This is a genomic window from Bacillus sp. PAMC26543 (assembly GCF_014250375.1).
Classification (GTDB): Bacteria; Bacillota; Bacilli; order Bacillales; family Bacillaceae; genus Bacillus; species Bacillus halotolerans.
In genome coordinates this window covers 2197026-2216652 of record NZ_CP060193.1, presented here as the reverse complement: position 1 = coordinate 2216652, position 19627 = coordinate 2197026, and the positions used below count along the sequence as shown (strand labels likewise).

32 protein-coding genes are annotated in these 19627 nt (G+C 40.4%); 21 read left to right on the top strand and 11 right to left on the bottom strand.

Going from position 1 to position 19627, the window contains the following annotated elements:
* Positions 1-34: 34 nt before the first annotated feature.
* Positions 35-346 (top strand): hypothetical protein, encoded by a 312-nt coding sequence (locus tag H7F27_RS11335; RefSeq protein WP_024121567.1) that lies wholly within the window; start codon positions 35-37, stop codon positions 344-346.
* Between the two features lie 239 nt (positions 347-585).
* Complete coding sequence (locus tag H7F27_RS11330; protein ID WP_101861283.1) at positions 586-1344, top strand: poly-gamma-glutamate hydrolase family protein; 759 nt, start codon at positions 586-588, stop codon at positions 1342-1344.
* A 22-nt stretch (positions 1345-1366) separates the two neighbouring features.
* Here H7F27_RS11330 and H7F27_RS11325 read toward each other — a convergent pair whose 3' ends face one another.
* The 3 genes from H7F27_RS11325 to H7F27_RS11315 are packed head-to-tail and all read right to left on the bottom strand — an operon-like array spanning position 1367 to position 2327.
* Positions 1367-1819, bottom strand: a complete 453-nt coding sequence (locus tag H7F27_RS11325; protein ID WP_185847920.1) for a YndM family protein — start codon at positions 1817-1819, stop codon at positions 1367-1369.
* A gap of 8 nt (positions 1820-1827) precedes the next feature.
* Positions 1828-2127 carry a spore coat protein gene (locus H7F27_RS11320; protein WP_059335692.1) on the bottom strand — a complete coding sequence of 100 codons (300 nt, stop codon included), beginning with the start codon at positions 2125-2127 and terminating at the stop codon, positions 1828-1830.
* Entirely contained in the window at positions 2124-2327 is a 204-nt protein-coding gene (locus tag H7F27_RS11315) for a DUF892 family protein (RefSeq protein ID WP_024121571.1), read from the bottom strand. The genes H7F27_RS11320 and H7F27_RS11315 overlap by 4 nt, the downstream gene beginning before the upstream one ends.
* A gap of 196 nt (positions 2328-2523) precedes the next feature.
* Between H7F27_RS11315 and fosM the strand changes: the two genes are divergently transcribed.
* Positions 2524-2946, top strand: coding sequence for a FosM family fosfomycin resistance protein (gene fosM, locus H7F27_RS11310; RefSeq protein ID WP_185847919.1), 423 nt, complete (start codon positions 2524-2526; stop codon positions 2944-2946).
* Between the two features lie 81 nt (positions 2947-3027).
* Complete coding sequence (locus H7F27_RS11305) at positions 3028-3456, top strand: hypothetical protein (RefSeq protein WP_024121573.1); 429 nt, start codon at positions 3028-3030, stop codon at positions 3454-3456.
* A 393-nt stretch (positions 3457-3849) separates the two neighbouring features.
* Here H7F27_RS11305 and lexA read toward each other — a convergent pair whose 3' ends face one another.
* Positions 3850-4467 carry a transcriptional repressor LexA gene (gene lexA, locus H7F27_RS11300; protein WP_010334405.1) on the bottom strand — a complete coding sequence of 206 codons (618 nt, stop codon included), beginning with the start codon at positions 4465-4467 and terminating at the stop codon, positions 3850-3852.
* Positions 4468-4623: 156 nt separating this feature from the next.
* Between lexA and yneA the strand changes: the two genes are divergently transcribed.
* The 6 genes from yneA (at position 4624) to H7F27_RS11270 (ending at position 8984) form a co-directional block, all read left to right on the top strand.
* Positions 4624-4935, top strand: a complete 312-nt coding sequence (gene yneA, locus H7F27_RS11295; protein ID WP_185847918.1) for a cell division suppressor protein YneA — start codon at positions 4624-4626, stop codon at positions 4933-4935.
* Between the two features lie 17 nt (positions 4936-4952).
* The gene (locus tag H7F27_RS11290; protein ID WP_103671501.1) at positions 4953-5606 is read left to right on the top strand and encodes a YneB family resolvase-like protein; all 654 of its coding nucleotides are present in this window, start codon (positions 4953-4955) and stop codon (positions 5604-5606) included.
* 63 nt (positions 5607-5669) lie between these two features.
* Positions 5670-5903: a DUF896 domain-containing protein gene (locus tag H7F27_RS11285; RefSeq protein ID WP_024121576.1), complete on the top strand. Its 234-nt coding sequence runs from the start codon at positions 5670-5672 to the stop codon at positions 5901-5903.
* A 174-nt stretch (positions 5904-6077) separates the two neighbouring features.
* Positions 6078-8081 carry a transketolase gene (gene tkt, locus H7F27_RS11280; RefSeq protein ID WP_103671502.1) on the top strand — a complete coding sequence of 668 codons (2004 nt, stop codon included), beginning with the start codon at positions 6078-6080 and terminating at the stop codon, positions 8079-8081.
* Positions 8082-8233: 152 nt separating this feature from the next.
* On the top strand, positions 8234-8680 hold the full coding sequence (sirA, locus tag H7F27_RS11275) for a sporulation inhibitor of replication protein SirA (protein WP_095713923.1): 447 nt from the start codon (positions 8234-8236) through the stop codon (positions 8678-8680).
* A gap of 85 nt (positions 8681-8765) precedes the next feature.
* Positions 8766-8984: a YneF family protein gene (locus tag H7F27_RS11270; protein WP_003221221.1), complete on the top strand. Its 219-nt coding sequence runs from the start codon at positions 8766-8768 to the stop codon at positions 8982-8984.
* Between the two features lie 73 nt (positions 8985-9057).
* Here the strand turns inward: H7F27_RS11270 and ynzD are convergent, their stop codons facing one another.
* Positions 9058-9231 (bottom strand): aspartyl-phosphate phosphatase YnzD, encoded by a 174-nt coding sequence (gene ynzD, locus H7F27_RS11265; RefSeq protein WP_024121579.1) that lies wholly within the window; start codon positions 9229-9231, stop codon positions 9058-9060.
* 220 nt (positions 9232-9451) lie between these two features.
* On the opposite strand from ynzD, the gene H7F27_RS11260 reads away from it, so the two are divergent.
* From H7F27_RS11260 to H7F27_RS11250, 3 genes are all read left to right on the top strand, one after another.
* On the top strand, positions 9452-10159 hold the full coding sequence (locus tag H7F27_RS11260; protein WP_095713924.1) for a cytochrome c biogenesis protein CcdA: 708 nt from the start codon (positions 9452-9454) through the stop codon (positions 10157-10159).
* 89 nt (positions 10160-10248) lie between these two features.
* On the top strand, positions 10249-10611 hold the full coding sequence (locus H7F27_RS11255) for a response regulator (protein ID WP_010334411.1): 363 nt from the start codon (positions 10249-10251) through the stop codon (positions 10609-10611).
* 80 nt (positions 10612-10691) lie between these two features.
* Positions 10692-11183, top strand: coding sequence for a CcdC family protein (locus H7F27_RS11250; protein ID WP_082687905.1), 492 nt, complete (start codon positions 10692-10694; stop codon positions 11181-11183).
* Between the two features lie 30 nt (positions 11184-11213).
* Here H7F27_RS11250 and H7F27_RS11245 read toward each other — a convergent pair whose 3' ends face one another.
* The 4 genes from H7F27_RS11245 to sspO form a co-directional block, all read right to left on the bottom strand.
* On the bottom strand, positions 11214-11642 hold the full coding sequence (locus H7F27_RS11245; RefSeq protein WP_101861288.1) for a DUF2621 domain-containing protein: 429 nt from the start codon (positions 11640-11642) through the stop codon (positions 11214-11216).
* Between the two features lie 231 nt (positions 11643-11873).
* Entirely contained in the window at positions 11874-12266 is a 393-nt protein-coding gene (cotM, locus tag H7F27_RS11240) for an outer spore coat protein CotM (RefSeq protein WP_095713925.1), read from the bottom strand.
* A 78-nt stretch (positions 12267-12344) separates the two neighbouring features.
* The gene (locus H7F27_RS11235; protein WP_003221237.1) at positions 12345-12491 is read right to left on the bottom strand and encodes a small acid-soluble spore protein P; all 147 of its coding nucleotides are present in this window, start codon (positions 12489-12491) and stop codon (positions 12345-12347) included.
* Between the two features lie 31 nt (positions 12492-12522).
* Positions 12523-12669: an acid-soluble spore protein SspO gene (sspO, locus tag H7F27_RS11230; RefSeq protein ID WP_003221239.1), complete on the bottom strand. Its 147-nt coding sequence runs from the start codon at positions 12667-12669 to the stop codon at positions 12523-12525.
* Between the two features lie 227 nt (positions 12670-12896).
* On the opposite strand from sspO, the gene acnA reads away from it, so the two are divergent.
* From acnA to H7F27_RS11195, 7 genes are all read left to right on the top strand, one after another.
* The gene (gene acnA, locus H7F27_RS11225) at positions 12897-15626 is read left to right on the top strand and encodes an aconitate hydratase AcnA (RefSeq protein ID WP_101861289.1); all 2730 of its coding nucleotides are present in this window, start codon (positions 12897-12899) and stop codon (positions 15624-15626) included.
* A 70-nt stretch (positions 15627-15696) separates the two neighbouring features.
* Complete coding sequence (locus H7F27_RS11220; protein WP_024121585.1) at positions 15697-16206, top strand: redoxin domain-containing protein; 510 nt, start codon at positions 15697-15699, stop codon at positions 16204-16206.
* Positions 16207-16286: 80 nt separating this feature from the next.
* Complete coding sequence (locus H7F27_RS11215; RefSeq protein WP_003244964.1) at positions 16287-16412, top strand: FbpB family small basic protein; 126 nt, start codon at positions 16287-16289, stop codon at positions 16410-16412.
* 64 nt (positions 16413-16476) lie between these two features.
* Positions 16477-16623, top strand: a complete 147-nt coding sequence (gene sspN, locus H7F27_RS11210) for an acid-soluble spore protein SspN (protein ID WP_024121586.1) — start codon at positions 16477-16479, stop codon at positions 16621-16623.
* Between the two features lie 35 nt (positions 16624-16658).
* Entirely contained in the window at positions 16659-16910 is a 252-nt protein-coding gene (gene tlp, locus H7F27_RS11205; RefSeq protein WP_024121587.1) for a small acid-soluble spore protein Tlp, read from the top strand.
* A gap of 80 nt (positions 16911-16990) precedes the next feature.
* Complete coding sequence (locus H7F27_RS11200) at positions 16991-17407, top strand: YbgC/FadM family acyl-CoA thioesterase (RefSeq protein ID WP_024121588.1); 417 nt, start codon at positions 16991-16993, stop codon at positions 17405-17407.
* Between the two features lie 14 nt (positions 17408-17421).
* On the top strand, positions 17422-17721 hold the full coding sequence (locus H7F27_RS11195; protein WP_024121589.1) for a hypothetical protein: 300 nt from the start codon (positions 17422-17424) through the stop codon (positions 17719-17721).
* Between the two features lie 31 nt (positions 17722-17752).
* Here H7F27_RS11195 and H7F27_RS11190 read toward each other — a convergent pair whose 3' ends face one another.
* Positions 17753-18040 (bottom strand): HesB/YadR/YfhF family protein, encoded by a 288-nt coding sequence (locus H7F27_RS11190; RefSeq protein ID WP_024121590.1) that lies wholly within the window; start codon positions 18038-18040, stop codon positions 17753-17755.
* 102 nt (positions 18041-18142) lie between these two features.
* Positions 18143-18724 (bottom strand): glycerol-3-phosphate 1-O-acyltransferase PlsY, encoded by a 582-nt coding sequence (gene plsY, locus H7F27_RS11185; RefSeq protein WP_024121591.1) that lies wholly within the window; start codon positions 18722-18724, stop codon positions 18143-18145.
* 168 nt (positions 18725-18892) lie between these two features.
* Between plsY and H7F27_RS11180 the strand changes: the two genes are divergently transcribed.
* Complete coding sequence (locus H7F27_RS11180; RefSeq protein WP_010334424.1) at positions 18893-19300, top strand: CoA-binding protein; 408 nt, start codon at positions 18893-18895, stop codon at positions 19298-19300.
* The last annotated feature ends 327 nt before the right edge of the window (positions 19301-19627 follow it).

The window sequence follows — 19627 nt, the reverse complement described above, 5'->3', positions numbered from 1 at the left end:
TGCACCTCATACAGACGGGGAAGGAAGGGTTTTTATGTTTTATATCAGTTTGTTTCTGATTGTATGGCTGGCTGCGGGATTTGCAGTGGGGATGAAGCAAGTTTATGTCGATCAGCTATTCGATAAAGATGTAATCGAAAGGCTTGAAAAAGAAGCAGGTGACTATGATCTTGTTGACCGTTTTATCAAACACCGTTTCATTTATATTGCAGCAGTGACTTTAAGCGGATTTATTGCTGTTTACAGTGAAATAAAAGCCATGCCGCAAAAGCGGAGAATAAGAAAAATTGAAAAAGACATTAATAAGCTCAATAAAGTAAAGAAACGCAGGAATAACAGAAAGTAAAAGGTGCACAAGCCAGCAGGCGAGTGCATTTTTTTATTTAATGGGGGAATGAGAATAAAGCCGGTGCGATCTTACTTTTTTGCTAAGGAGTATAAATTCATAAATGTGAAGAACAGCGCCCGGGCTAATGGTATATAATATTGTGAATTTAACAAAAATTTAACAAGGAGGACGAGATAATTCGTGCTAAAGCCTCAAAGAGTCCAGCATCCTGTGTTTTTGGTTTTGAGGCGGAGTAGATGAAACCGGCCAAAGTATCCCTGCTCCGCCGTTTGCTCCATTCCTTGAAGCATGTTGATTGTAACATAGTCAAACGTTTTCCATCAACTTTAAAAAATGTAAAATTGTTGTTAATTTTCTTGTTGTTTGTTCCGGTTTCTTCTGTATATGCAGAGGATATCTATCAGAATTTCGAGGAACTAAAGAATCACGAAGATCCTTCAGATTATAACATTGCCACAAAAGAAACCGGCAGCTCTGTGCTTGTTTTAGCTATTCACGGAGGAGGTATTGAAGGCGGCACAAGTGAATTAGCGAGAGAGCTCAGCAAAGAATATTCCATGTATTTGTTTGAAGGTTTGAAGACGTCTGGAAATTCAGTACTGCATATAACAAGCACACATTTTGATGAGCCTCAGGCACTGAAGCTTGTAGCAAGTCATGAGTATGTCATTTCATTGCATGGATATGCAGGAGAGGACCAACAGATACAAATCGGCGGAACAGACCGATCAAGAGCGGCAGAATTAGTTTCAAAACTGCAAAAAGCCGGTTTTCCGGCTGAATTGCTTGGTACGGATCATCCGCATGCAGGCGTAAGTCCAAACAATATAGCGAATAAATCAAAAACCGGTTTGAGCATCCAGTTAGAGATGAGTACAGGTTTCAGAGAATCTTTGTTTGGCATCTTTTCTTTAAAAAGCAGATCCACGACTCAAAATGAGAGGTTTTATGATTTTACAGAAGTGATGACCCATTTCATAGAAAACAGCTATTAAAATAAGGAGGCTTTGCGCCTCCTTATTTTTCGTCCTTCTGATCATTGGCTTCAGGAAACAATTCATCTGATGCCTCAGTTTGATATTGCAAAGTGTTATCTTTGACAGTCAGTTCGTTTCGGAATGTTTCATCCAGCACATTTTTCTGTAAATACCGGTGAAAAAAATATTCAAAAACAGTAAGGCAGACAGACGCAATCAGAGCGGCTGCAAACGGTGAGAAACCGTTTCTAGTTTGCGTTTCAAGAAAGACCCAAAGAATAACGAGTGAAAGTCCGAAGTCAGCCAGTGAAGCTGTCATATTGCTGGTTCTCGGCAAGATCAGGATGTCACCGGAAAGGTATGTTACAAAGCTTAAGAAAAATGCAATAAACAGCACACTTAAAAAGGAAGCATGGTAAACTCTATCCAATATCACATACAATAGGGCAAGAGTTAAAGCTGTCTTAGAAGCAAGAGCGATAATATGTTTCATTTGATCACCTATATTTGTGGCAAATCTTTAGCGGTATCTGCAGCCTCAAGATCGACACTTATTTGCTGCGTTAAATCTTTAGAATGATAAAAACCCTTTGCAGCCATATAATGAAAAATTTGTTCATGGGTATTCATCGCGTCATGTAAATATTGCTGCAGCGTTTCCCTGACTTCTGGGGAAGAAGATTCTGTGATGGCAGCTGCAATATTCCTTACGCCTGTCTTTGCCGATATTAAAAAATCCGTTGCGATCACTTGTTCGGTCATGCTGCCCATTCCGGCTAATTTTTGAAAGAACTCATTCACGCTTGTTCACCTCTCACTGACAGCAATTCCTGCAAACGCGCAACCTGCTGTTTTGTTTTTTGAGCATCTTGCTCAAGAATACTCTTTAATTCTTCATCTTGTACAAGTCCCGTCATGGTTGAAGATTTTGTCAAACAAAGATTCTTAAACGTAAGCAATTCGTGCAATTCTAACGTTTCATGAAGGCCGTAGCCATTCATAACGGTCATTCCCTTCTGAAGTAATATGGTTTATTTTGAACAAATTGCTTTTGTTTACACTGGTATTTTTTGCTGGTCGTTTGAAACTTTCTGGCTGCAATGCCCGTACACAAGGGGTGGGGTGAGCTTCTGTTAAAATAATCAATTATTCACTGGTTTTTAATCATCTATCTTAAAATACTAAGGAGGAGACACAGTGGAGATCAAAGGGATCAATCACTTGTTATTTTCTGTTTCTGATTTACTGACTTCCATCGAGTTTTATCAAAATGTCTTTGATGCTAAACTGCTGGTTAAAGGAAGGAGCACTGCATATTTCGATTTAAACGGCATATGGCTGGCTCTCAACGAAGAGCGTGACATTCCCAGAAATGATATTAACGCTTCTTATACCCATATCGCTTTTACAATTGAGGAAAGCAAGTTTGAAGAAATGTCCGCAACATTAAAAAACCTTCATGTTACTATTTTGTCTGGGAGAGAACGAGATGAACGGGATCGAAAATCAATTTATTTCACTGATCCTGACGGCCATAAATTTGAATTCCATACAGGAACTCTTCAAGACAGACTTCAATATTATAAGCAAGCTAAAACCCACATGGATTTTCACGATTGAAAAAGTACGGGAAACAGAGTAACAGGGAATATACATATTTATCTTATGGGGTTAATATATGGTAAAGGAGGGGGATTGCAGTTGAGAAATAAAATATTGCTCATGACAGCTGTTTTGCTATGTGTTTTTGGAACCGGGACCATTCATGCAGCAACTTCACATTTTGAGCATAAAACCGACTTTATTCTAAATGACGGAACAAAAGCGCTTTATGTAGAAAACATTAGTGATGTACCGGCAATGGATTATTTTTTAGGATACCAATTTACGATATTAGGAGTGAACACTTGTTCAGTTAACATTAAGCTTCAGCGAATGGGACTTGCAGGGGATTATACTACGTTAAGCACAAAACAATTCACCGGTAATTGGTTTGACTTTAGCGCTCACGATAAGGTTTCCATTGAACCTTATCACCGGTATCGAATATTAGCTGAAGAACATTCAGAAAACTGTGCAAGTGTTCATGTAAAAGGCCGCTATGGTGTAGAATATTTTAATTTTGATTGATGCTCACATTTTTGAAAAGAAGTGAGCTTTTTTTGCGGAATAAATTAACTAAATAAACTATGTACTAAATATTCAGTGTATTTCCTTTTGCCTCGCTAAATATAAAAGAGGAGAGTATAACTCATCTTTTCACGTCCGAAAATCGAAACATTTATAAGAAAAGAACGTCTAATTTTTTAAACAGCACTTTTTTTAAAAAAAGTTTCGTTAAGGAAAGAAAATTTCTTGACTTCAACAATTAAATGATGGATAATTATGGTGTAAACATGATGTTCTTTTTCCTCCTATTCAGGTTCGTACCTAAGCCAGGGCGAACCTGCTTTTTTTAAAACAAAACCCCCCACTCCGTAAAGGGAGAGGGGGGTTATTCTTTGTAACTGATAGCTTGATAGTTTAATGGACAGTTCTGAACACACCAATTACTTTTCCTAATATGCTGACATTCTGCAGTATGATCGGAGCCATGGTTGGATTTTCAGGCTGTAAGCGAATGTGTGTATCCTCTTTATAGAAACGTTTTACCGTAGCTTCATCATCTTCTGTCATCGCCACTACGATTTCACCGTTATTCGCCGTGTTTTGCTGTTTTACAATAACATAGTCCTTATCAAGTATACCTGCGTCAATCATACTGTCACCCATGATCTCCAGCATAAACACATGCTCATCCGGAGGAACCATACGGTCAGGAAGCGGGAAGTATTCTTCAATGTTTTCAACCGCTGTAATAGGTGAGCCCGCCGTTACTTTTCCGATTACCGGTACATTAACGACTTGGCTTTTTGGAATCTCTACTTCTTCATCCAGAATTTCTATCGCTCTTGGTTTTGTCGGATCGCGTCTAATCAGCCCTTTTGTTTCCAAACGGGCCAAATGGCCATGGACAGTAGAACTGGACGCAAGGCCGACAGCCTCTCCGATCTCTCTAACCGAAGGCGGATATCCTTTTGATTTAACCTCTGCTTTAATAAAACGGAGGATATCAAGTTGCCTTTTTGATAGCTTCGTCATTTTTTGCACCTCTAAACGTCGATTTTAAATAGATTATAGCATGATTTTCCTGACAGTACAAACATAGGTTCGAAAAAAACAATTGACAGAAACGTTTGTTCGTATATACTGAAATTATAAAAAAGCGAACAAACATTCTTGTCGGAGGTTGTTATCATGAATAAAGAATCTATTATTTTTGTCGGCCTGTTCACTGTGATTCTAAGCGTGGTTATCCTTCTGTTGTCATATACAAGCAGCGACCAGGAGCTTAATCAATATGTTAAAATAAAAGTTCAGTCTGGGGATACGCTCTGGTCGCTTGCTGATCAGGTGGATAACTCAAAAAAGATAAATAAAAGTGATTTTGTTGAATGGGTAGCTGAAAAAAATAATCTCCAGACGTCTGAGATTCAGCCGGGGGATGAATTGGTGATTCCATTAAAAAAGGAACACCCGGCTGCATACGAACTGGCTACTGTTAAATAGAGAGGAAAGGTAGAAAGGTGAAAGCACTCATTTATGCCCGAGTAAGCACAAATAAAGAACAGCAAGAAACCTCATTAAAGCGGCAGAAGGAGGAGCTTACGGCCATTGCTGCCGAGAACGGCATGGAAGTCGTCAAAGTGATTTCTGAAAAAGCCAGCGGATATGAAATGGACCGGGATGGTGTATTTGATTTGCTTGATCATATCAAGAATTCAAATATTGATGTGATTTTAGTTCAGGATGAAACAAGACTCGGCCGGGGAAACGCGAAAATTGCACTTCTTCATTGTATTTACAGGGAAGGTGTAAAAGTATATACGACCGCTCACAGAGGTGAGCTGGAGTTATCAGAGGCTGACTCTATGGTGCTGGAAATCGTCAGCATTGTGGAGGAATACCAGCGGAAAATCCACAACATGAAAATTAAACGCGGAATGAAACGCGCAGTGAAAAATGGTTTTAAGCCACAAAAGAACCTGAAAAACCAGCATGAAAACAGCGGAAAAGAAAGAATAGAAGTTCCGATCTCGGAGATTGTCCGGTTGAGAGCGAATAAACTGACGTTTGCTGAAATCGCGGCTACGTTGAGAGGTTTTGGCTATGATGTGTCAAAGGCGACAGTCCATCGGCGTTTTCAGGAATACATAGAGAATGAGCAGACAGGCGAGTGAATCAGTTGTAAAACTCCTCTTGTTTTAGTAGTATATAGACAAAATGCAATAAAGGAGTTTATCATGATTTCAAACGAAAAAATTGCCAGAATCAATGAACTTGCCGCAAAAGCTAAAGCTGGCGTTATTACAGAAGAAGAAAAAGCTGAACAGCAAAAGCTCCGTCAAGAGTACCTAAAAGGATTTCGTTCTTCTATGAAAAACACATTAAAAAGTGTAAAAATCATTGATCCTGAAGGCAATGACGTAACACCTGAAAAGTTAAAAAGAGAAAAAAATAATAACAGACTTCACTAATATAAGAGGAATACGGCAATATCGTATTCCTCTTTTGTATATACTACAAACAACAGCGCTTTCTTCAGGTGACAAAATTCATCAAGTTTCTCTCAAATTTAAGCTGAAACAGTTGAGAAAAAGTCGTCAGACATTTATGATGAAAGGGTACAACATATAAGGAAGGGGATTTTTATGGATACAATTGAAAAGAAATCAGTTGCTACCATTCGCACACTATCAATAGACGCTATTGAAAAAGCAAACTCTGGTCACCCTGGTATGCCTATGGGGGCAGCGCCAATGGCATATACGCTATGGACAAAATTTATGAATGTAAATCCGGCAAACCCTGGGTGGTTTAACCGCGACCGTTTTGTTTTATCTGCGGGACACGGATCAGCACTTTTATACAGCATGCTTCATTTAAGCGGGTATGATCTCAGCATTGAAGATCTTAAGGGATTCCGCCAGTGGGGCAGCAAAACACCGGGGCATCCGGAATTCGGACATACAGCCGGTGTTGATGCAACAACAGGGCCGCTTGGACAAGGAATCGCAATGGCGGTCGGAATGGCTATCGCAGAACGCCATTTAGCCGAAACTTACAACCGCGATTCATTCAATGTAGTCGATCACTATACATACAGCATTTGCGGTGACGGCGATTTAATGGAAGGTATTTCTTCTGAAGCCGCTTCACTTGCAGGCCATCTTCAGCTTGGCCGTCTGATCGTATTATACGATTCTAATGACATCTCATTGGACGGAGATCTGGATCGTTCATTCTCTGAAAACGTGAAACAGCGTTTTGAGGCGATGAATTGGGAAGTTCTTTACGTTGAGGATGGAAACAATATTGAAGAATTATCTGCGGCAATTGAAAAAGCACGCCAAAACGACAAGAAACCTACATTGATTGAAGTAAAAACGACAATCGGATTCGGTTCTCCTAACCGTGCCGGCACTTCCGGTGTTCACGGTGCTCCGCTTGGCAAAGAAGAAAGTAAATTAACAAAAGAAGCTTATGCATGGACGTATGAAGAAGATTTCTACGTTCCGTCAGAAGTATATGAGCATTTCGCAAAAACAGTAAAAGAATCCGGCGAGAAAAAGGAACAGGAATGGAATGACCAATTCGCTAAATATAAAGAAATTTATCCGGAACTCGCTGAACAGCTTGAGCTGGCTATCAAAGGAGAACTTCCGAAAGACTGGGATCAAGAGGTGCCTGTTTATGAAAAAGGAAGCAGTCTGGCATCCCGTGCCTCTTCAGGTGAAGTTCTGAACGGTCTTGCGAATAAAATTCCGTTCTTTGTCGGCGGTTCTGCAGACTTAGCAGGATCAAACAAAACGACGATTAAAAATTCCGGTGATTATACAGCGCTTGATTACTCAGGCAAAAATTTCTGGTTTGGTGTTCGCGAATTTGCTATGGGTGCAGCCTTAAATGGTATGGCGCTTCACGGCGGACTTCGTGTATTCGGCGGAACATTCTTTGTCTTCTCTGATTACTTGCGTCCGGCCATTCGCCTTGCAGCATTAATGGGTCTTCCTGTGACATATGTCTTTACTCACGACAGTATCGCGGTCGGTGAAGATGGACCGACTCACGAGCCGGTTGAGCAGCTTGCTTCATTACGGGCAATGCCTAACCTTTCTTTAATCCGCCCTGCAGACGGTAATGAGACAGCAGCGGCTTGGAAGCTTGCGGTGCAGAGCACAAATCACCCAACAGCGCTTGTATTGACACGTCAAAACCTTCCTACAATCGACCAAACAGCTGAAGAGGCATTGGCTGGTGTAGAAAAAGGTGCTTATGTTGTTTCTAAGTCTAAAAACGAAACACCTGCCGCTCTTCTTATCGCTACGGGCTCAGAGGTTGGCCTCGCAATTGAAGCACAGGCAGAATTGGCGAAAGAAAATATTGATGTTTCTGTCGTCAGCATGCCTTCAGTAGATCGTTTTGAGAAACAATCGGATGAATACAAAAACTCCGTGCTTCCGTCAGATGTGAGAAAACGTCTTGCGATTGAAATGGGCTCATCATTTGGCTGGGGCAAATACACAGGGCTTGAAGGAGACGTGCTCGGTATTGACAAATTCGGCGCCTCCGCTCCTGGCGAAACCATTATCAATGAATACGGCTTCTCAGTTGCAAACGTTGTGGATCGAGTCAAAGCATTAATCAATAAATAAGTTTTTCAAAGGGGATGAGTCAAATCATCCTCTTTTTCTTGTTTATCCGACAAAAATAGTATTGGCTGTTTAACAGTAATAGACAATTCTTTCTTCTCTTCTTTTGTATAATAGAATGCAAATGAAATGCTGCTGGAAAAGGGGATGAGAAGATGGAACGTCACTACTATACGTACCTGATCAAAGAGGAATTTGCCAATCACTATTTCGGGCGGGAATCGGTTATGTTTGATCTGTTTCAAGACTATCATTGGACAAGCCTGACGAGGCAGCAGTATGAAATGACAGAGAAACAAATTCAATATATTACGAAACCCATTCCGATTTTACATATGCATCAGCGGTTAAAAATGAATTTGAACAATACAAACTATACACAGCTGGATTATATTTATAGATTATCTCTCCCAAAAGCAAAGGGACAAGCGTCTTTTATGATGAAAGAACACATGATTGAAATTGTAGCTAACGGAGATTACGAGGCGGAAACGATATTTTTTGAAGTTCTTCGCAAAGTAAGCCCTTGCTTTCTCGCAATGGATTTCAATACGAAGCGGTATGGGTGGTTAAATCCGGTGAAAGAAAGAAATTTTGTCTAAAACCGAAGAAAAAGAGATGTAAATGTTGTATAATAGCTTTTGGTTTAGTACACTTTAAACTAGACAACATGAAGGAGGAAATAAAATGACTTTATGGGTTGGCATCCTAGTGGGCGTTGTTGCACTGCTCATAGGTGTTGCACTCGGGTTTTTTATTGCTCGTAAATATATGATGAGCTACCTTAAAAAGAATCCGCCTATTAATGAACAAATGTTACGCATGATGATGATGCAAATGGGAATGAAACCTTCTCAAAAGAAAATCAATCAAATGATGAAAGCCATGAATAATCAAACGAAATAATACGTAAAGATTATGATATAGAGAAACATGGTTATAAAATAAAAAACCCTTTATCGGGTTTTTTATTTTGCAATCATTCATCACCCGCTACTGCTCGAAGGCGCTGCTTTTGATATTGTATGAGAAGATGGTCAAGCTCCTGACTGAGTTCTATCGTAATATGAGATGTCATTCCGTTCGCCATGACAATTTGCAGCAGCTCTGCTCTTTTTTTTTCAATTTCATTTAATAGATGCTCTCTAATCACAGGGATGTATCCTTTCATACATTAGATCTTCAAAAGTGAATGTTTATATTATATCCATATTTATACTAATTTTCAAATGAGAAGGAGTACAATGTCTCAATGTCAAATTAAATTATATAAGTTTTTTTTGAAAATAGAAATCCTTCGAGTGAAAGTGTTAAAAAAATGAAATGATTTTGTCATAACTTGAAGGAATGTCAAATCATGAAGGGATGATGACATGGGAGATGTGAATTATTTTCTGACATTCGGCGCGGGATTTTTATCATTTATTTCGCCTTGCTGCCTGCCGCTTTATCCGGCTTTCCTGTCATATATTACAGGAGTCAGCATGGATGATGTGAAAACAGAGAAACTATTGCTGCAAAAAAGAAGCTTGGCCCATACGCTGTTTTTTTTGCTGGGGTTTTCAGTGATTTTTATAGCTTTAGGATATGGAACATCTTTTATTGGAACCCTGTTTAGGGATTATCATGATGCCATTCGGCAAGTTGGCGCTTTGCTCATTATTCTGTTCGGTTTTATTACGCTTGGCGTGTTTCGGCCTGAAGTTATCATGAAAGAACGCAGAGTCCATTTTAAGCATAGGCCAGGCGGTTTTTTCGGTTCCGTTTTAATCGGTATGGCTTTTGCGGCCGGATGGACGCCTTGCACCGGTCCCATTTTGGGGGCTGTTATCACATTAGCAGGTACGAATCCTGGCTCAGCGATACCGTATATGATGCTATATGTTCTCGGATTTGCCGTTCCGTTTGTATTATTGTCGTTCTTCATTACGAAGCTAAAGTGGATCAGGAAGAATCAGCTTTTGATCATGAAAGCGGGCGGTGTACTTATGATTGTTATTGGGGTCTTGCTATTTTTTGACTGGATGAACTTGATCATTATTTTGCTGTCGGATCTTTTTGGTGGATTTACAGGTTTCTGACTGTTAAATTACTTTTGCACTACTACTAATCCTTTTGTTTTTGGTACAATAAGACTATTACCTGAGGAATTCGATTTTTGGAGGGGAATATGACAAGAGTTTTAGTTGTAGACGACGCCAAGTTCATGAGAGTAAAAATCAGAGAGATCTTGGAAGAGGCAAATTACATAATAGCAGGCGAGGCGGCGGACGGCGAGCAAGCGGCTGACCTGTATAAAAAACTTCGGCCGGACTTAGTGACCATGGATATTACGATGCCGGTGAAAAATGGCATTAAGGCGCTCCGTGAGATCATATCCTTTGACCCTAAAGCAAAGATAATCATGTGTACCGCAATGCGCCAGCAAAGAATTGTTACAGAAGCCATTGAACTTGGGGCCAAAGATTTTATTGTCAAACCGTTTGAGGAGTCCAAAGTATTAGAAGCTGTCAACCGCGTTATGGGAAATTGATAGTCATTTCTTTTCAAAATGGTTTTTTTTATTGTTTTGGAGTATAGTATATAGTGTCAACACTCCGAGAAAACAAAGGAATGATAAGTATGATGATTATAGTTTCATCAATTGTTGCTGTTTTAATGGCTGCAGCTGTGATGGTGGTCAGAATTAAGTCTTCCGATAAGCCCGTTTCACCGAAAAAAATCATTCTCCCGCCGATTTTTATGAGTACGGGGGCGTTAATGTTTTTATTTCCGGTTTTTTGGGTAACGGGTGAAGAGTTTTTAGAAGCGATCACTTTAGGCGTGATTTTCTCTATTTTTCTTATAAAAACTTCAAAGTTTGAAATTAAAAATAATGAAATTTACATGAAACGCTCTAAGGCATTTGTCTTTATATTAGTCGGCCTTTTAGTGATCAGAATTGTGATGAAATCAATTTTAAGCACATCGGTTGATTACGGCGCACTGAGCGGAATGTTTTGGATTCTGGCTTTCGGTATGATTGTGCCGTGGAGAATCGCCATGTATCTGTCATACCGAAAACTTCAAAGCGAGCTGCAGTCAGCAGACATTCAAATGAATTAAAAAACCTTTCCTCCTTGCGGGAAAGGTTTTTTATTTAAGAAGGGCCTGATAAGGTTCAATATCGATTTTCTTGTCTCTTAGATGTTTCTTTAAAAAGGTATGGTCTCTTTTCGGAGTAGCCAGAATATAACCTTTGATAATAAGCCGCTGATCAATCGCTGCTGCGTTTTCTTTTAATGCCAGCTCTCCGATTTTTCCGGCAATTTTTGCTCGAGCTATATCTCTGAACAGCTCCGGAACAGGTGTGACCAATTCATCGAGAAATTGTTTGTTTTCATGGCTCCATAGATGTCTGCTGTTTTCAATATAGTAATCCTGCCAATCCAGCTCAGATTTGCCGTCCTCTTTTGGTAAACGCTTTAAAAACTTTCGAAACATAAAAAAACCGCCGATTGATAACAAGACAATCATCGTGATCACCCAAAACAGAATAAACCACAAAAACCAGCCTTCCAGCATCAATCATTCCCCCTTATACTAACCATATTGTATATGAAGAAAGAATAGAAGAACAATGTTTAAAAAAATAGAAAAAAATGATAGACGTCTAGTCAAAAGAGATGGTAGATCATATTCTATTGTATAGTGAATCTGCTATTTGGCCATGGGAGAGTCACTAGAGGGTATTTGACGATAAATGGACGGAAAAAAAGTCACTTTCATTATAGGGGATGAAAGTGACTTTTGATTTTAGCTGAGAGGGAATTGAAGAGAAAAAGAAGAGCCATCATTCGTCTCTTTATTGACGGCAACTGTGAGAATTTGATTTTCGCATTCAGTCTCAATCGACTTGTCATTCAAATAAAAAGGAAGCATCATTTGTTTTTCAAGAGTCTGTTCCGAGGATTTAACCGTCAGGATGAACTCACATCCGGACAAGGTAATTGTGATTTGTGTCGGCTGTATAGACGACAGATCTGCTTCAATAATATATTGCTGACTTGTTTCATATAGATCAATAGGTAATGTTTCGTCGTACCAGGCGAACGGATCTTCAAAAAATTGCCGAAGCCATTCCTCCATACCATCGAAATCATTAGCATCGTTTCGTTTTGAATGGGTCATGGAAGCATTCCTCCATATATCAACCTTGCTTTAGCTTATGCAGTTGGTCAGAAATGGGTGAACGCATAAAAAAACAGACGCTAAGGTCTGCTTTTATTACATATCATGGCTGGAATTGTGCTTTTGTCTTGTGTGATTTCTGTTTTTTACTTTCTTGCTTCCGCTGAGGGGTTCCGGCTGACCCGGATTGTGTCCTTTAGGAGCGTTTTTATGCATATCTTTACTTGTATTTTTATTGGTCATAAAATGAGAACCTCCTTAAAAGAGTTCAACGTTATTGATTGGTTTTTCTTTTTTTGTTATTTTGGCGTTCTGCTTCAGTCAGTACAAGCTGATCGTTTTCTACATAGCCGGCGCCTTTGCCTTGGCTTTTCGCGTCATTCATCCCATTTATTACGTGATTTGCTTTTCGTTTGACCATCATTATCACCTCAATCATAATATGGCTTCTTTCAATGAGGAATATGAGAGAGTGCAGACAGTAAAATTTCCCGATTTTTCGCCCTGATAAGCCGATCTTATTGTATTTAATAAAAACATTGATATTTACTTATGTATGATTTTGTTTTAATATGAAATTGTGAGAAAATTGTGATGGAATGTAATGTTCATCTGAGAATGAACTGATCTGAAGGGGGATTTTGGAGAATGGCAAACGAGCAAAAAACTGCAGCACAAGACGTTTTCCAAGCGAGAAAATCGTTTACTACAAATGGGAAAACTTATCATTACTACTCTTTGAAAGCATTGGAAGATATGGGGATCGGAAATGTGTCGAAGCTTCCTTATTCCATTAAAGTTCTTTTAGAATCTGTATTGCGTCAAGTTGACGGATTCGTCATCAAAAAAGAACACGTGGAAAATTTGGCAAAATGGGGAACTGCCGAGTTAAAGGAAATCGATGTTCCGTTTAAACCGTCACGCGTTATTTTACAAGATTTCACTGGGGTACCGGCAGTAGTTGACCTTGCTTCATTACGTAAAGCAATGGCAGCTGTCGGCGGAGATCCTGACAAAATCAACCCTGAGATTCCTGTTGATCTTGTCATCGACCACTCTGTACAGGTTGATAAAGCGGGCACAGAAGATGCTCTGGCTATTAATATGGACTTGGAATTCGAAAGAAATGCAGAGCGTTACAAATTTTTAAGCTGGGCAAAGAAAGCGTTTAATAACTACCAGGCAGTACCGCCGGCAACAGGTATCGTTCACCAGGTAAACCTTGAGTTCTTGGCAAGTGTTGTCCACGCAGTCGAAGAAGACGGAGAACTGATTACGTATCCTGATACGCTGGTAGGAACCGACTCGCATACAACAATGATTAACGGAATCGGTGTTCTCGGCTGGGGTGTAGGCGGAATTGAAGCGGAAGCCGGAATGCTTGGGCAGCCTTCTTATTTCCCTGTTCCTGAGGTAATCGGCGCGAAACTCGTCGGAAAGCTTCCGAATGGAACAACAGCCACTGACTTGGCGTTAAAAGTGACACAAGTACTGCGTGAAAAAGGCGTAGTCGGCAAATTTGTTGAGTTCTTCGGACCGGGAGTTGCTGAACTGCCGCTGGCAGACCGTGCGACAATCGCCAACATGGCTCCGGAATACGGTGCAACATGCGGATTCTTCCCTGTAGATGAAGAAGCTCTAAATTATCTGCGTCTGACAGGCCGCGATGCTGAACATATTGACGTAGTAGAAGCATACTGCAGAAGCAACGGCTTGTTCTACACTCCAGATGTAGAAGACCCGCAATTTACTGATGTCGTTGAAATTGATTTGTCTAAAATTGAAGCAAACCTTTCCGGTCCAAAACGTCCTCAGGATTTGATTCCGCTTTCTGCTATGCAGGAAACGTTTAAAAAGCACTTAGTCAGCCCTGCGGGTAACCAAGGATTCGGATTAAACGCCGAAGAGGAAGACAAAGAAATTAAATTTAAATTGCTTAACGGCGAAGAAACAGTCATGAAAACGGGTGCAATCGCTATTGCTGCGATTACAAGCTGTACAAATACATCTAACCCATACGTCTTAATCGGCGCCGGCCTTGTGGCGAAAAAAGCGGTTGAATTAGGACTCAAAGTGCCTAACTACGTGAAAACATCACTTGCACCGGGTTCTAAGGTTGTTACAGGATATCTTGTTAATTCAGGCCTTCTTCCATACATGAAAGAGCTTGGTTTTAACCTCGTCGGATACGGATGTACAACATGTATCGGAAACTCAGGTCCGCTTTCACCGGAAATTGAAGAAGCAGTTGCGAAAAATGACCTGTTGATTACGTCTGTTCTTTCTGGAAACCGTAACTTCGAAGGACGTATTCATCCGCTTGTGAAAGGTAACTATCTTGCTTCTCCGCCGCTTGTAGTAGCTTATGCGCTGGCTGGAACAGTGAACATTAACCTGAAGACGGATCCGATCGGTGTCGGAAAAGACGGACAAAAAGTGTACTTCAACGATATTTGGCCGTCAATGGACGAAATTAATTCACTTGTTAAACAAACTGTTACACCGGAGCTCTTCCGCAAGGAGTACGAAACAGTATTCGATGACAACAAACGCTGGAATGAGATTGAGACAACAGATGAAGCGCTATACAAATGGGATAATGAGTCAACTTATATCCAAAACCCGCCATTCTTCGAAGAAATGTCAGTTGAACCAGGCAAGGTTGAACCTTTAAAAGGCCTTCGTGTTGTCGGTAAATTCGGCGATTCAGTCACAACCGACCATATCTCTCCTGCAGGGGCAATCGGAAAAGATACACCTGCCGGAAAATACTTGCAAGCAAAAGGTGTGTCACCTCGTGACTTTAACTCCTACGGTTCACGCCGCGGAAACCATGAGGTTATGATGAGAGGAACATTTGCAAACATCCGCATTAAAAACCAAATCGCGCCGGGCACAGAAGGCGGATTTACAACGTACTGGCCGACTGGTGAAGTGACATCAATCTATGATGCCTGCATGAAATATAAAGAAGATAAAACAGGCCTTGCCATCTTAGCGGGCAAAGATTATGGTATGGGATCTTCCCGTGACTGGGCTGCAAAAGGAACAAACCTGCTCGGCATTAGAACTGTAATTGCTGAGAGCTTTGAAAGAATCCACAGAAGTAACCTGGTATTCATGGGTGTGCTCCCGCTTCAATTTAAACAAGGTGAAAATGCGGATACACTCGGCTTAAGCGGTAAAGAAGTGATCGAGGTGGATGTTGATGAAAGCGTACGCCCTCGTGATATCGTTACAGTAAGAGCAATTGATGAAGACGGAAGTGTAAAAACATTTGAAGCACTTGTGCGCTTCGATAGTGAAGTTGAAATTGATTATTACCGCCATGGCGGAATTCTGCAAATGGTGCTTCGCGAAAAAATGAAGCAATCATAATGTATGAAGAAGAGAAGGCACCCTGCTTTCTCTTCTTTTTATGAGATAAGATAGCTCCGGGGGTGACATTATGCTGAAAAAATGGGTGGCGGGAATCCTGTTGATTGGGCTTGCCGGATACATGTGCTGGAACATCTATCAGCAATTTAGCAAAAAAGAAATAGGCATTGAAGAGGGACAGCAAGCGCCTGACTTCACTCTGAAAACGCTATCAGGAGAAAGGACCTCTTTATCAGATGTTAAAGGTAAAAAAGTTCTGCTTAACTTCTGGGCAACTTGGTGCAAACCGTGCCGACAGGAAATGCCGGCGATGGAGGAACTGCAAAAGGAGCACTCAGATGTAGCGGTTATTGCAGTTAATTTCACTTCAGCTGAGAAAAGCGAGAAACAGGTGCAAACCTTTGCTGATACGTATCATTTAACCTTCCCCATTTTGATTGATAAAAAAGGAATTAATGCTGACTATAATGTGTTTTCATACCCAACTACGTATATTTTAGATGAAAAAGGCGTGATTCAAGACATACATATCGGGACCATGACAAAAAAAGAGATGAAAGAAAAACTGGATCTTCATTAGATTCAGTTTTTTTATTTTGCAAACATGCTTACAAATTTTCAGAATTGGAAAAAATAAAAGAATACGCGGAGGTGAGAAGAGTGAAGAAGATGAGAAAACGATCTTTTCATGAGCTCGTCATGGAAAACAAAAAAGAGCTGATGACGAATACGGAATATTTAAATCAGCTTGAGGAAAAGCTTGAACAGCGATTTAAGCAAAAATAACCTTTAATTTGTATTCATGTTTGCCCCTCCTTTTGAGAATCCTATTTGTTGAGGAGGGATAAACATGGGAAACAACAAGAAAAACGGTCAGCCTCAATATGCTCCAAGCCACTTGGGTACGAAGCCTGTTAAATATAAACGCAATAAAGGGGAAAAAATGCACGATACTTCTGGTCAGCAGCCAATTATCATGCAGACGAAAGGCGAGTAGCGCCGGATTGATTTTATTCTAGGAGGTTCATCCCAATGACAAAAAACCAAAATCAATATCAGCAGCCTAATCCTGACGACCGTTCCGACAACGTAGAGAAACTGCAGGATATGGTCCAAAATACAATCGAAAATATAGAAGAAGCAGAGGAATCAATGGAGTTTGCTTCAGGAGAAGATAAGCAGCGCATCAAAGAAAAAAACGCAAGACGGGAAGAGAGCATCGAAGCATTTCGCAATGAAATTCAAGACGAATCCGAAGCGAGAGAAAACGGATACCGTTCGTAAAAACCAGGGAAACCTGGTTTTTTTCTTTCTGATTTGGATGTGGTAAAATGGGGCTAAACTGATTAAGGGAGCAGAGTATCTTGCATGTATCAAAAACAGAAATAGAAGTGCGTTACGCCGAAACAGATCAAATGGGGATCGTGTATCATGCGAATTATCTTGTTTGGATGGAGGTCGGAAGGACGGCACTCATTAAAGACCTAGGCTTTTTATACAGTGATATGGAAAAGAAAGGCGTGCTTTCTCCAGTCGTTGATATCAATATTTCCTACAAAAAACCCCTCCATTATGGAGAAACTGCGGTGGTGCACACATGGATTGAGGAATACAACGGCTTTAAAACCATATATGGCTACCATATTTATAATCCGGCTGGTGAGCTATCTATTCAAGCGAAATCATCTCATATTTGTGTGGATAAAGAAAGTTTTAAACCGATTCAGTTTCGTAAGGCTTTCCCCGATTGGCACGCAGCATATGAAAAGGCCAAAAAATAGGAAGTGAATGACATATGGCATTTGGCGTGAAACGGGAGGAAGTTAACCGCTGGAAGAAGGCAGTCAAAAGAGGGGAAATCGCATTTTTAACACATTATTGGCTGGATGACCGTTTCCCGGAATCTAAAACCGTGACAAAAGCAGGCTGTGCAGATATTGATAAGCTGGTTCAATGGGGTGCGGCGTACGGTTTGAAGGAAGAATGGATACATAAAAAAAGCGAATTTCCCCACTTTGATCTATTGGGCGAGACGCAAAAATATATCTTAGAACAAGAAAAGCTGACCGACCATCTCACACGTTTTCATTTATAAAAAAGAACGCATATGATATGCGTTCTTTTTCTTAATGGTATTCAAATACAGGCTCATCAGCCGACTCTGAATAGCTGACGAGAAGATCATGGTTGTCAAAGTACCAAAGATCACTTTCTTCAATAAAGAAGGTAATGCCGCCGACTTCTGCCGTGACTCCTGCCTCTTGGGGAGCATCTTTCGCCACTCCGAGAGAAAAGCCTTTTTGAACGTTGCTGCAGCCGCCATAGCGGACGAAAAATCGAACTTGGTCTCCGTTTTGTAAATCGAGCTCTTCTTTATACCAGTTCAGCGCGTCTTCGTTAACTGTCATATTCATAACAGGACCCCCTTTTCCCTTTGTTATCATTTGATTTTCTCTATTATAAACGTATAAGGCTATCTCGTGTCAAAATAGAAGTTTTTGAAACATTTATAACCATTATAACCATTTGACTTTAGGTTCTGTTTTATTGATAATTCGTTTGATATTCGCCCGGTGCCTGTATATTACAAAAACAGTGAGCAGCGTGACGACAATCAATAAATACTTATCATGTACAAAGAGACTATATATGACAGTATATATCCCTGTTAACATTGATGACAGAGAGACAAATTTAGTCAAGTATAAAAAGATGAAAAAGACCGCAACCATTGTAATGAATAACAGAGGTGCATAAAACAGCAAGACGCCTCCCGAAGTTGCTACGGCTTTGCCGCCTTTAAATTTGGCGAACACAGGAAACACATGGCCAAGAACCGCTATGACTCCCGCAAGGAGCGGATGAATATCAACATGCATGAGGTAAGGCAATGCAGCTGCCAGTGTCCCTTTTAAAATATCTCCGGCTATGACAACCGAACCAGCTTTTACGCCCAGTGTACGGAACGCGTTGGTAGCGCCTAAGTTTCCGCTTCCATGCTCCCGAATATCAATTCCCTTGGCAAGCTTCCCTACGATTAAGCCAGATGGAATGCTGCCTATCAAGTAGGCCAAAATAATCAATAAAGCAATTAACATCTACATTTCTCCTTTTTTAATGTCCCTAATCTCTATTTTAACATGAGATATCATGATCTGATGATAAGTTTTTTTGTAAAGTTTGCTTACAAATCTAATCAGCCATACATCATATTTTGATTTCTTCCTTTTCGGTCGTGTAGAATAAACAAAAAGGAGTGGTCTATCATGCAAAACCCTTCAAAAGCGGAAATCAAAGAAATTCTTGATGGAAGTAAGAGAATTGCTGTAGTCGGGCTTTCAGACCGTCCCGATAGAACATCGTATATGGTATCAAAAGCGATGCAGGATGCGGGATACGAAATCATACCAGTAAATCCGACGATCGAAGAGGCGCTTGGTGTAAAAGCCGTATCATCGTTACAAGAAATTGACGGTCCGATTGATATCGTAAATGTATTCAGACGTTCAGAACAGCTTCCTGATGTCGCTAAAGAGTTTCTGGAGACAGATGCCCCGGTATTTTGGGCGCAGCAAGGCCTGGTAAACGAAGAGGCTTATCAGATGCTGAAGGAAGAAGGCAGAACGGTCATCATGGATCTGTGCATAAAAGTGGCACACGCTGTAACAAAATAGGTGCAGAGCTGCAAAAATCCTTGTGAATTCAAGGATTTTTGCTTTTTCATGTAAAGATATTGTTTGCGAATTACTGTGAAACAGATACAATAAAGCTTGAACAGCTTTTTTTGAATGCCTTGCTAAGCTGGGTTCCGGCCGTTCGATTTGCGAAGGTCCGCTGCTTTATATATAATAAACAAACATACGTTCTCATCTTGGAAAAACAGCACTTTTGGATGTTTTACGGAATGATTCGTTAGCTGTATGTTGAGAATGGGATGACATTGGTTATAATGGAGAGTCCAAGGCAGAAGCGCACCGGGGCAAGGATTATGAAAAATACTT

Excerpts from the sequence above, each read along its gene's own strand:
- H7F27_RS11335 (WP_024121567.1), top strand. The coding sequence starts at position 35 with ATGTTTTATATCAGTTTGTTTCTGATTGTATGGCTGGCTGCGGGATTT.
- H7F27_RS11330 (WP_101861283.1), top strand. The coding sequence starts at position 586 with ATGAAACCGGCCAAAGTATCCCTGCTCCGCCGTTTGCTCCATTCCTTG.
- H7F27_RS11325 (WP_185847920.1), bottom strand. The coding sequence starts at position 1,819 with ATGAAACATATTATCGCTCTTGCTTCTAAGACAGCTTTAACTCTTGCC.
- H7F27_RS11315 (WP_024121571.1), bottom strand. The coding sequence starts at position 2,327 with ATGAATGGCTACGGCCTTCATGAAACGTTAGAATTGCACGAATTGCTT.
- lexA (WP_010334405.1), bottom strand. The coding sequence starts at position 4,467 with ATGACGAAGCTATCAAAAAGGCAACTTGATATCCTCCGTTTTATTAAA.
- yneA (WP_185847918.1), top strand. The coding sequence starts at position 4,624 with ATGAATAAAGAATCTATTATTTTTGTCGGCCTGTTCACTGTGATTCTA.
- H7F27_RS11285 (WP_024121576.1), top strand. The coding sequence starts at position 5,670 with ATGATTTCAAACGAAAAAATTGCCAGAATCAATGAACTTGCCGCAAAA.
- tkt (WP_103671502.1), top strand. The coding sequence starts at position 6,078 with ATGGATACAATTGAAAAGAAATCAGTTGCTACCATTCGCACACTATCA.
- sirA (WP_095713923.1), top strand. The coding sequence starts at position 8,234 with ATGGAACGTCACTACTATACGTACCTGATCAAAGAGGAATTTGCCAAT.
- H7F27_RS11270 (WP_003221221.1), top strand. The coding sequence starts at position 8,766 with ATGACTTTATGGGTTGGCATCCTAGTGGGCGTTGTTGCACTGCTCATA.
- H7F27_RS11260 (WP_095713924.1), top strand. The coding sequence starts at position 9,452 with ATGGGAGATGTGAATTATTTTCTGACATTCGGCGCGGGATTTTTATCA.
- H7F27_RS11255 (WP_010334411.1), top strand. The coding sequence starts at position 10,249 with ATGACAAGAGTTTTAGTTGTAGACGACGCCAAGTTCATGAGAGTAAAA.
- H7F27_RS11250 (WP_082687905.1), top strand. The coding sequence starts at position 10,692 with ATGATAAGTATGATGATTATAGTTTCATCAATTGTTGCTGTTTTAATG.
- H7F27_RS11245 (WP_101861288.1), bottom strand. The coding sequence starts at position 11,642 with ATGCTGGAAGGCTGGTTTTTGTGGTTTATTCTGTTTTGGGTGATCACG.
- H7F27_RS11235 (WP_003221237.1), bottom strand. The coding sequence starts at position 12,491 with ATGACCAATAAAAATACAAGTAAAGATATGCATAAAAACGCTCCTAAA.
- sspO (WP_003221239.1), bottom strand. The coding sequence starts at position 12,669 with ATGGTCAAACGAAAAGCAAATCACGTAATAAATGGGATGAATGACGCG.
- acnA (WP_101861289.1), top strand. The coding sequence starts at position 12,897 with ATGGCAAACGAGCAAAAAACTGCAGCACAAGACGTTTTCCAAGCGAGA.
- H7F27_RS11220 (WP_024121585.1), top strand. The coding sequence starts at position 15,697 with ATGCTGAAAAAATGGGTGGCGGGAATCCTGTTGATTGGGCTTGCCGGA.
- sspN (WP_024121586.1), top strand. The coding sequence starts at position 16,477 with ATGGGAAACAACAAGAAAAACGGTCAGCCTCAATATGCTCCAAGCCAC.
- tlp (WP_024121587.1), top strand. The coding sequence starts at position 16,659 with ATGACAAAAAACCAAAATCAATATCAGCAGCCTAATCCTGACGACCGT.
- H7F27_RS11195 (WP_024121589.1), top strand. The coding sequence starts at position 17,422 with ATGGCATTTGGCGTGAAACGGGAGGAAGTTAACCGCTGGAAGAAGGCA.
- H7F27_RS11190 (WP_024121590.1), bottom strand. The coding sequence starts at position 18,040 with ATGAATATGACAGTTAACGAAGACGCGCTGAACTGGTATAAAGAAGAG.
- plsY (WP_024121591.1), bottom strand. The coding sequence starts at position 18,724 with ATGTTAATTGCTTTATTGATTATTTTGGCCTACTTGATAGGCAGCATT.
- H7F27_RS11180 (WP_010334424.1), top strand. The coding sequence starts at position 18,893 with ATGCAAAACCCTTCAAAAGCGGAAATCAAAGAAATTCTTGATGGAAGT.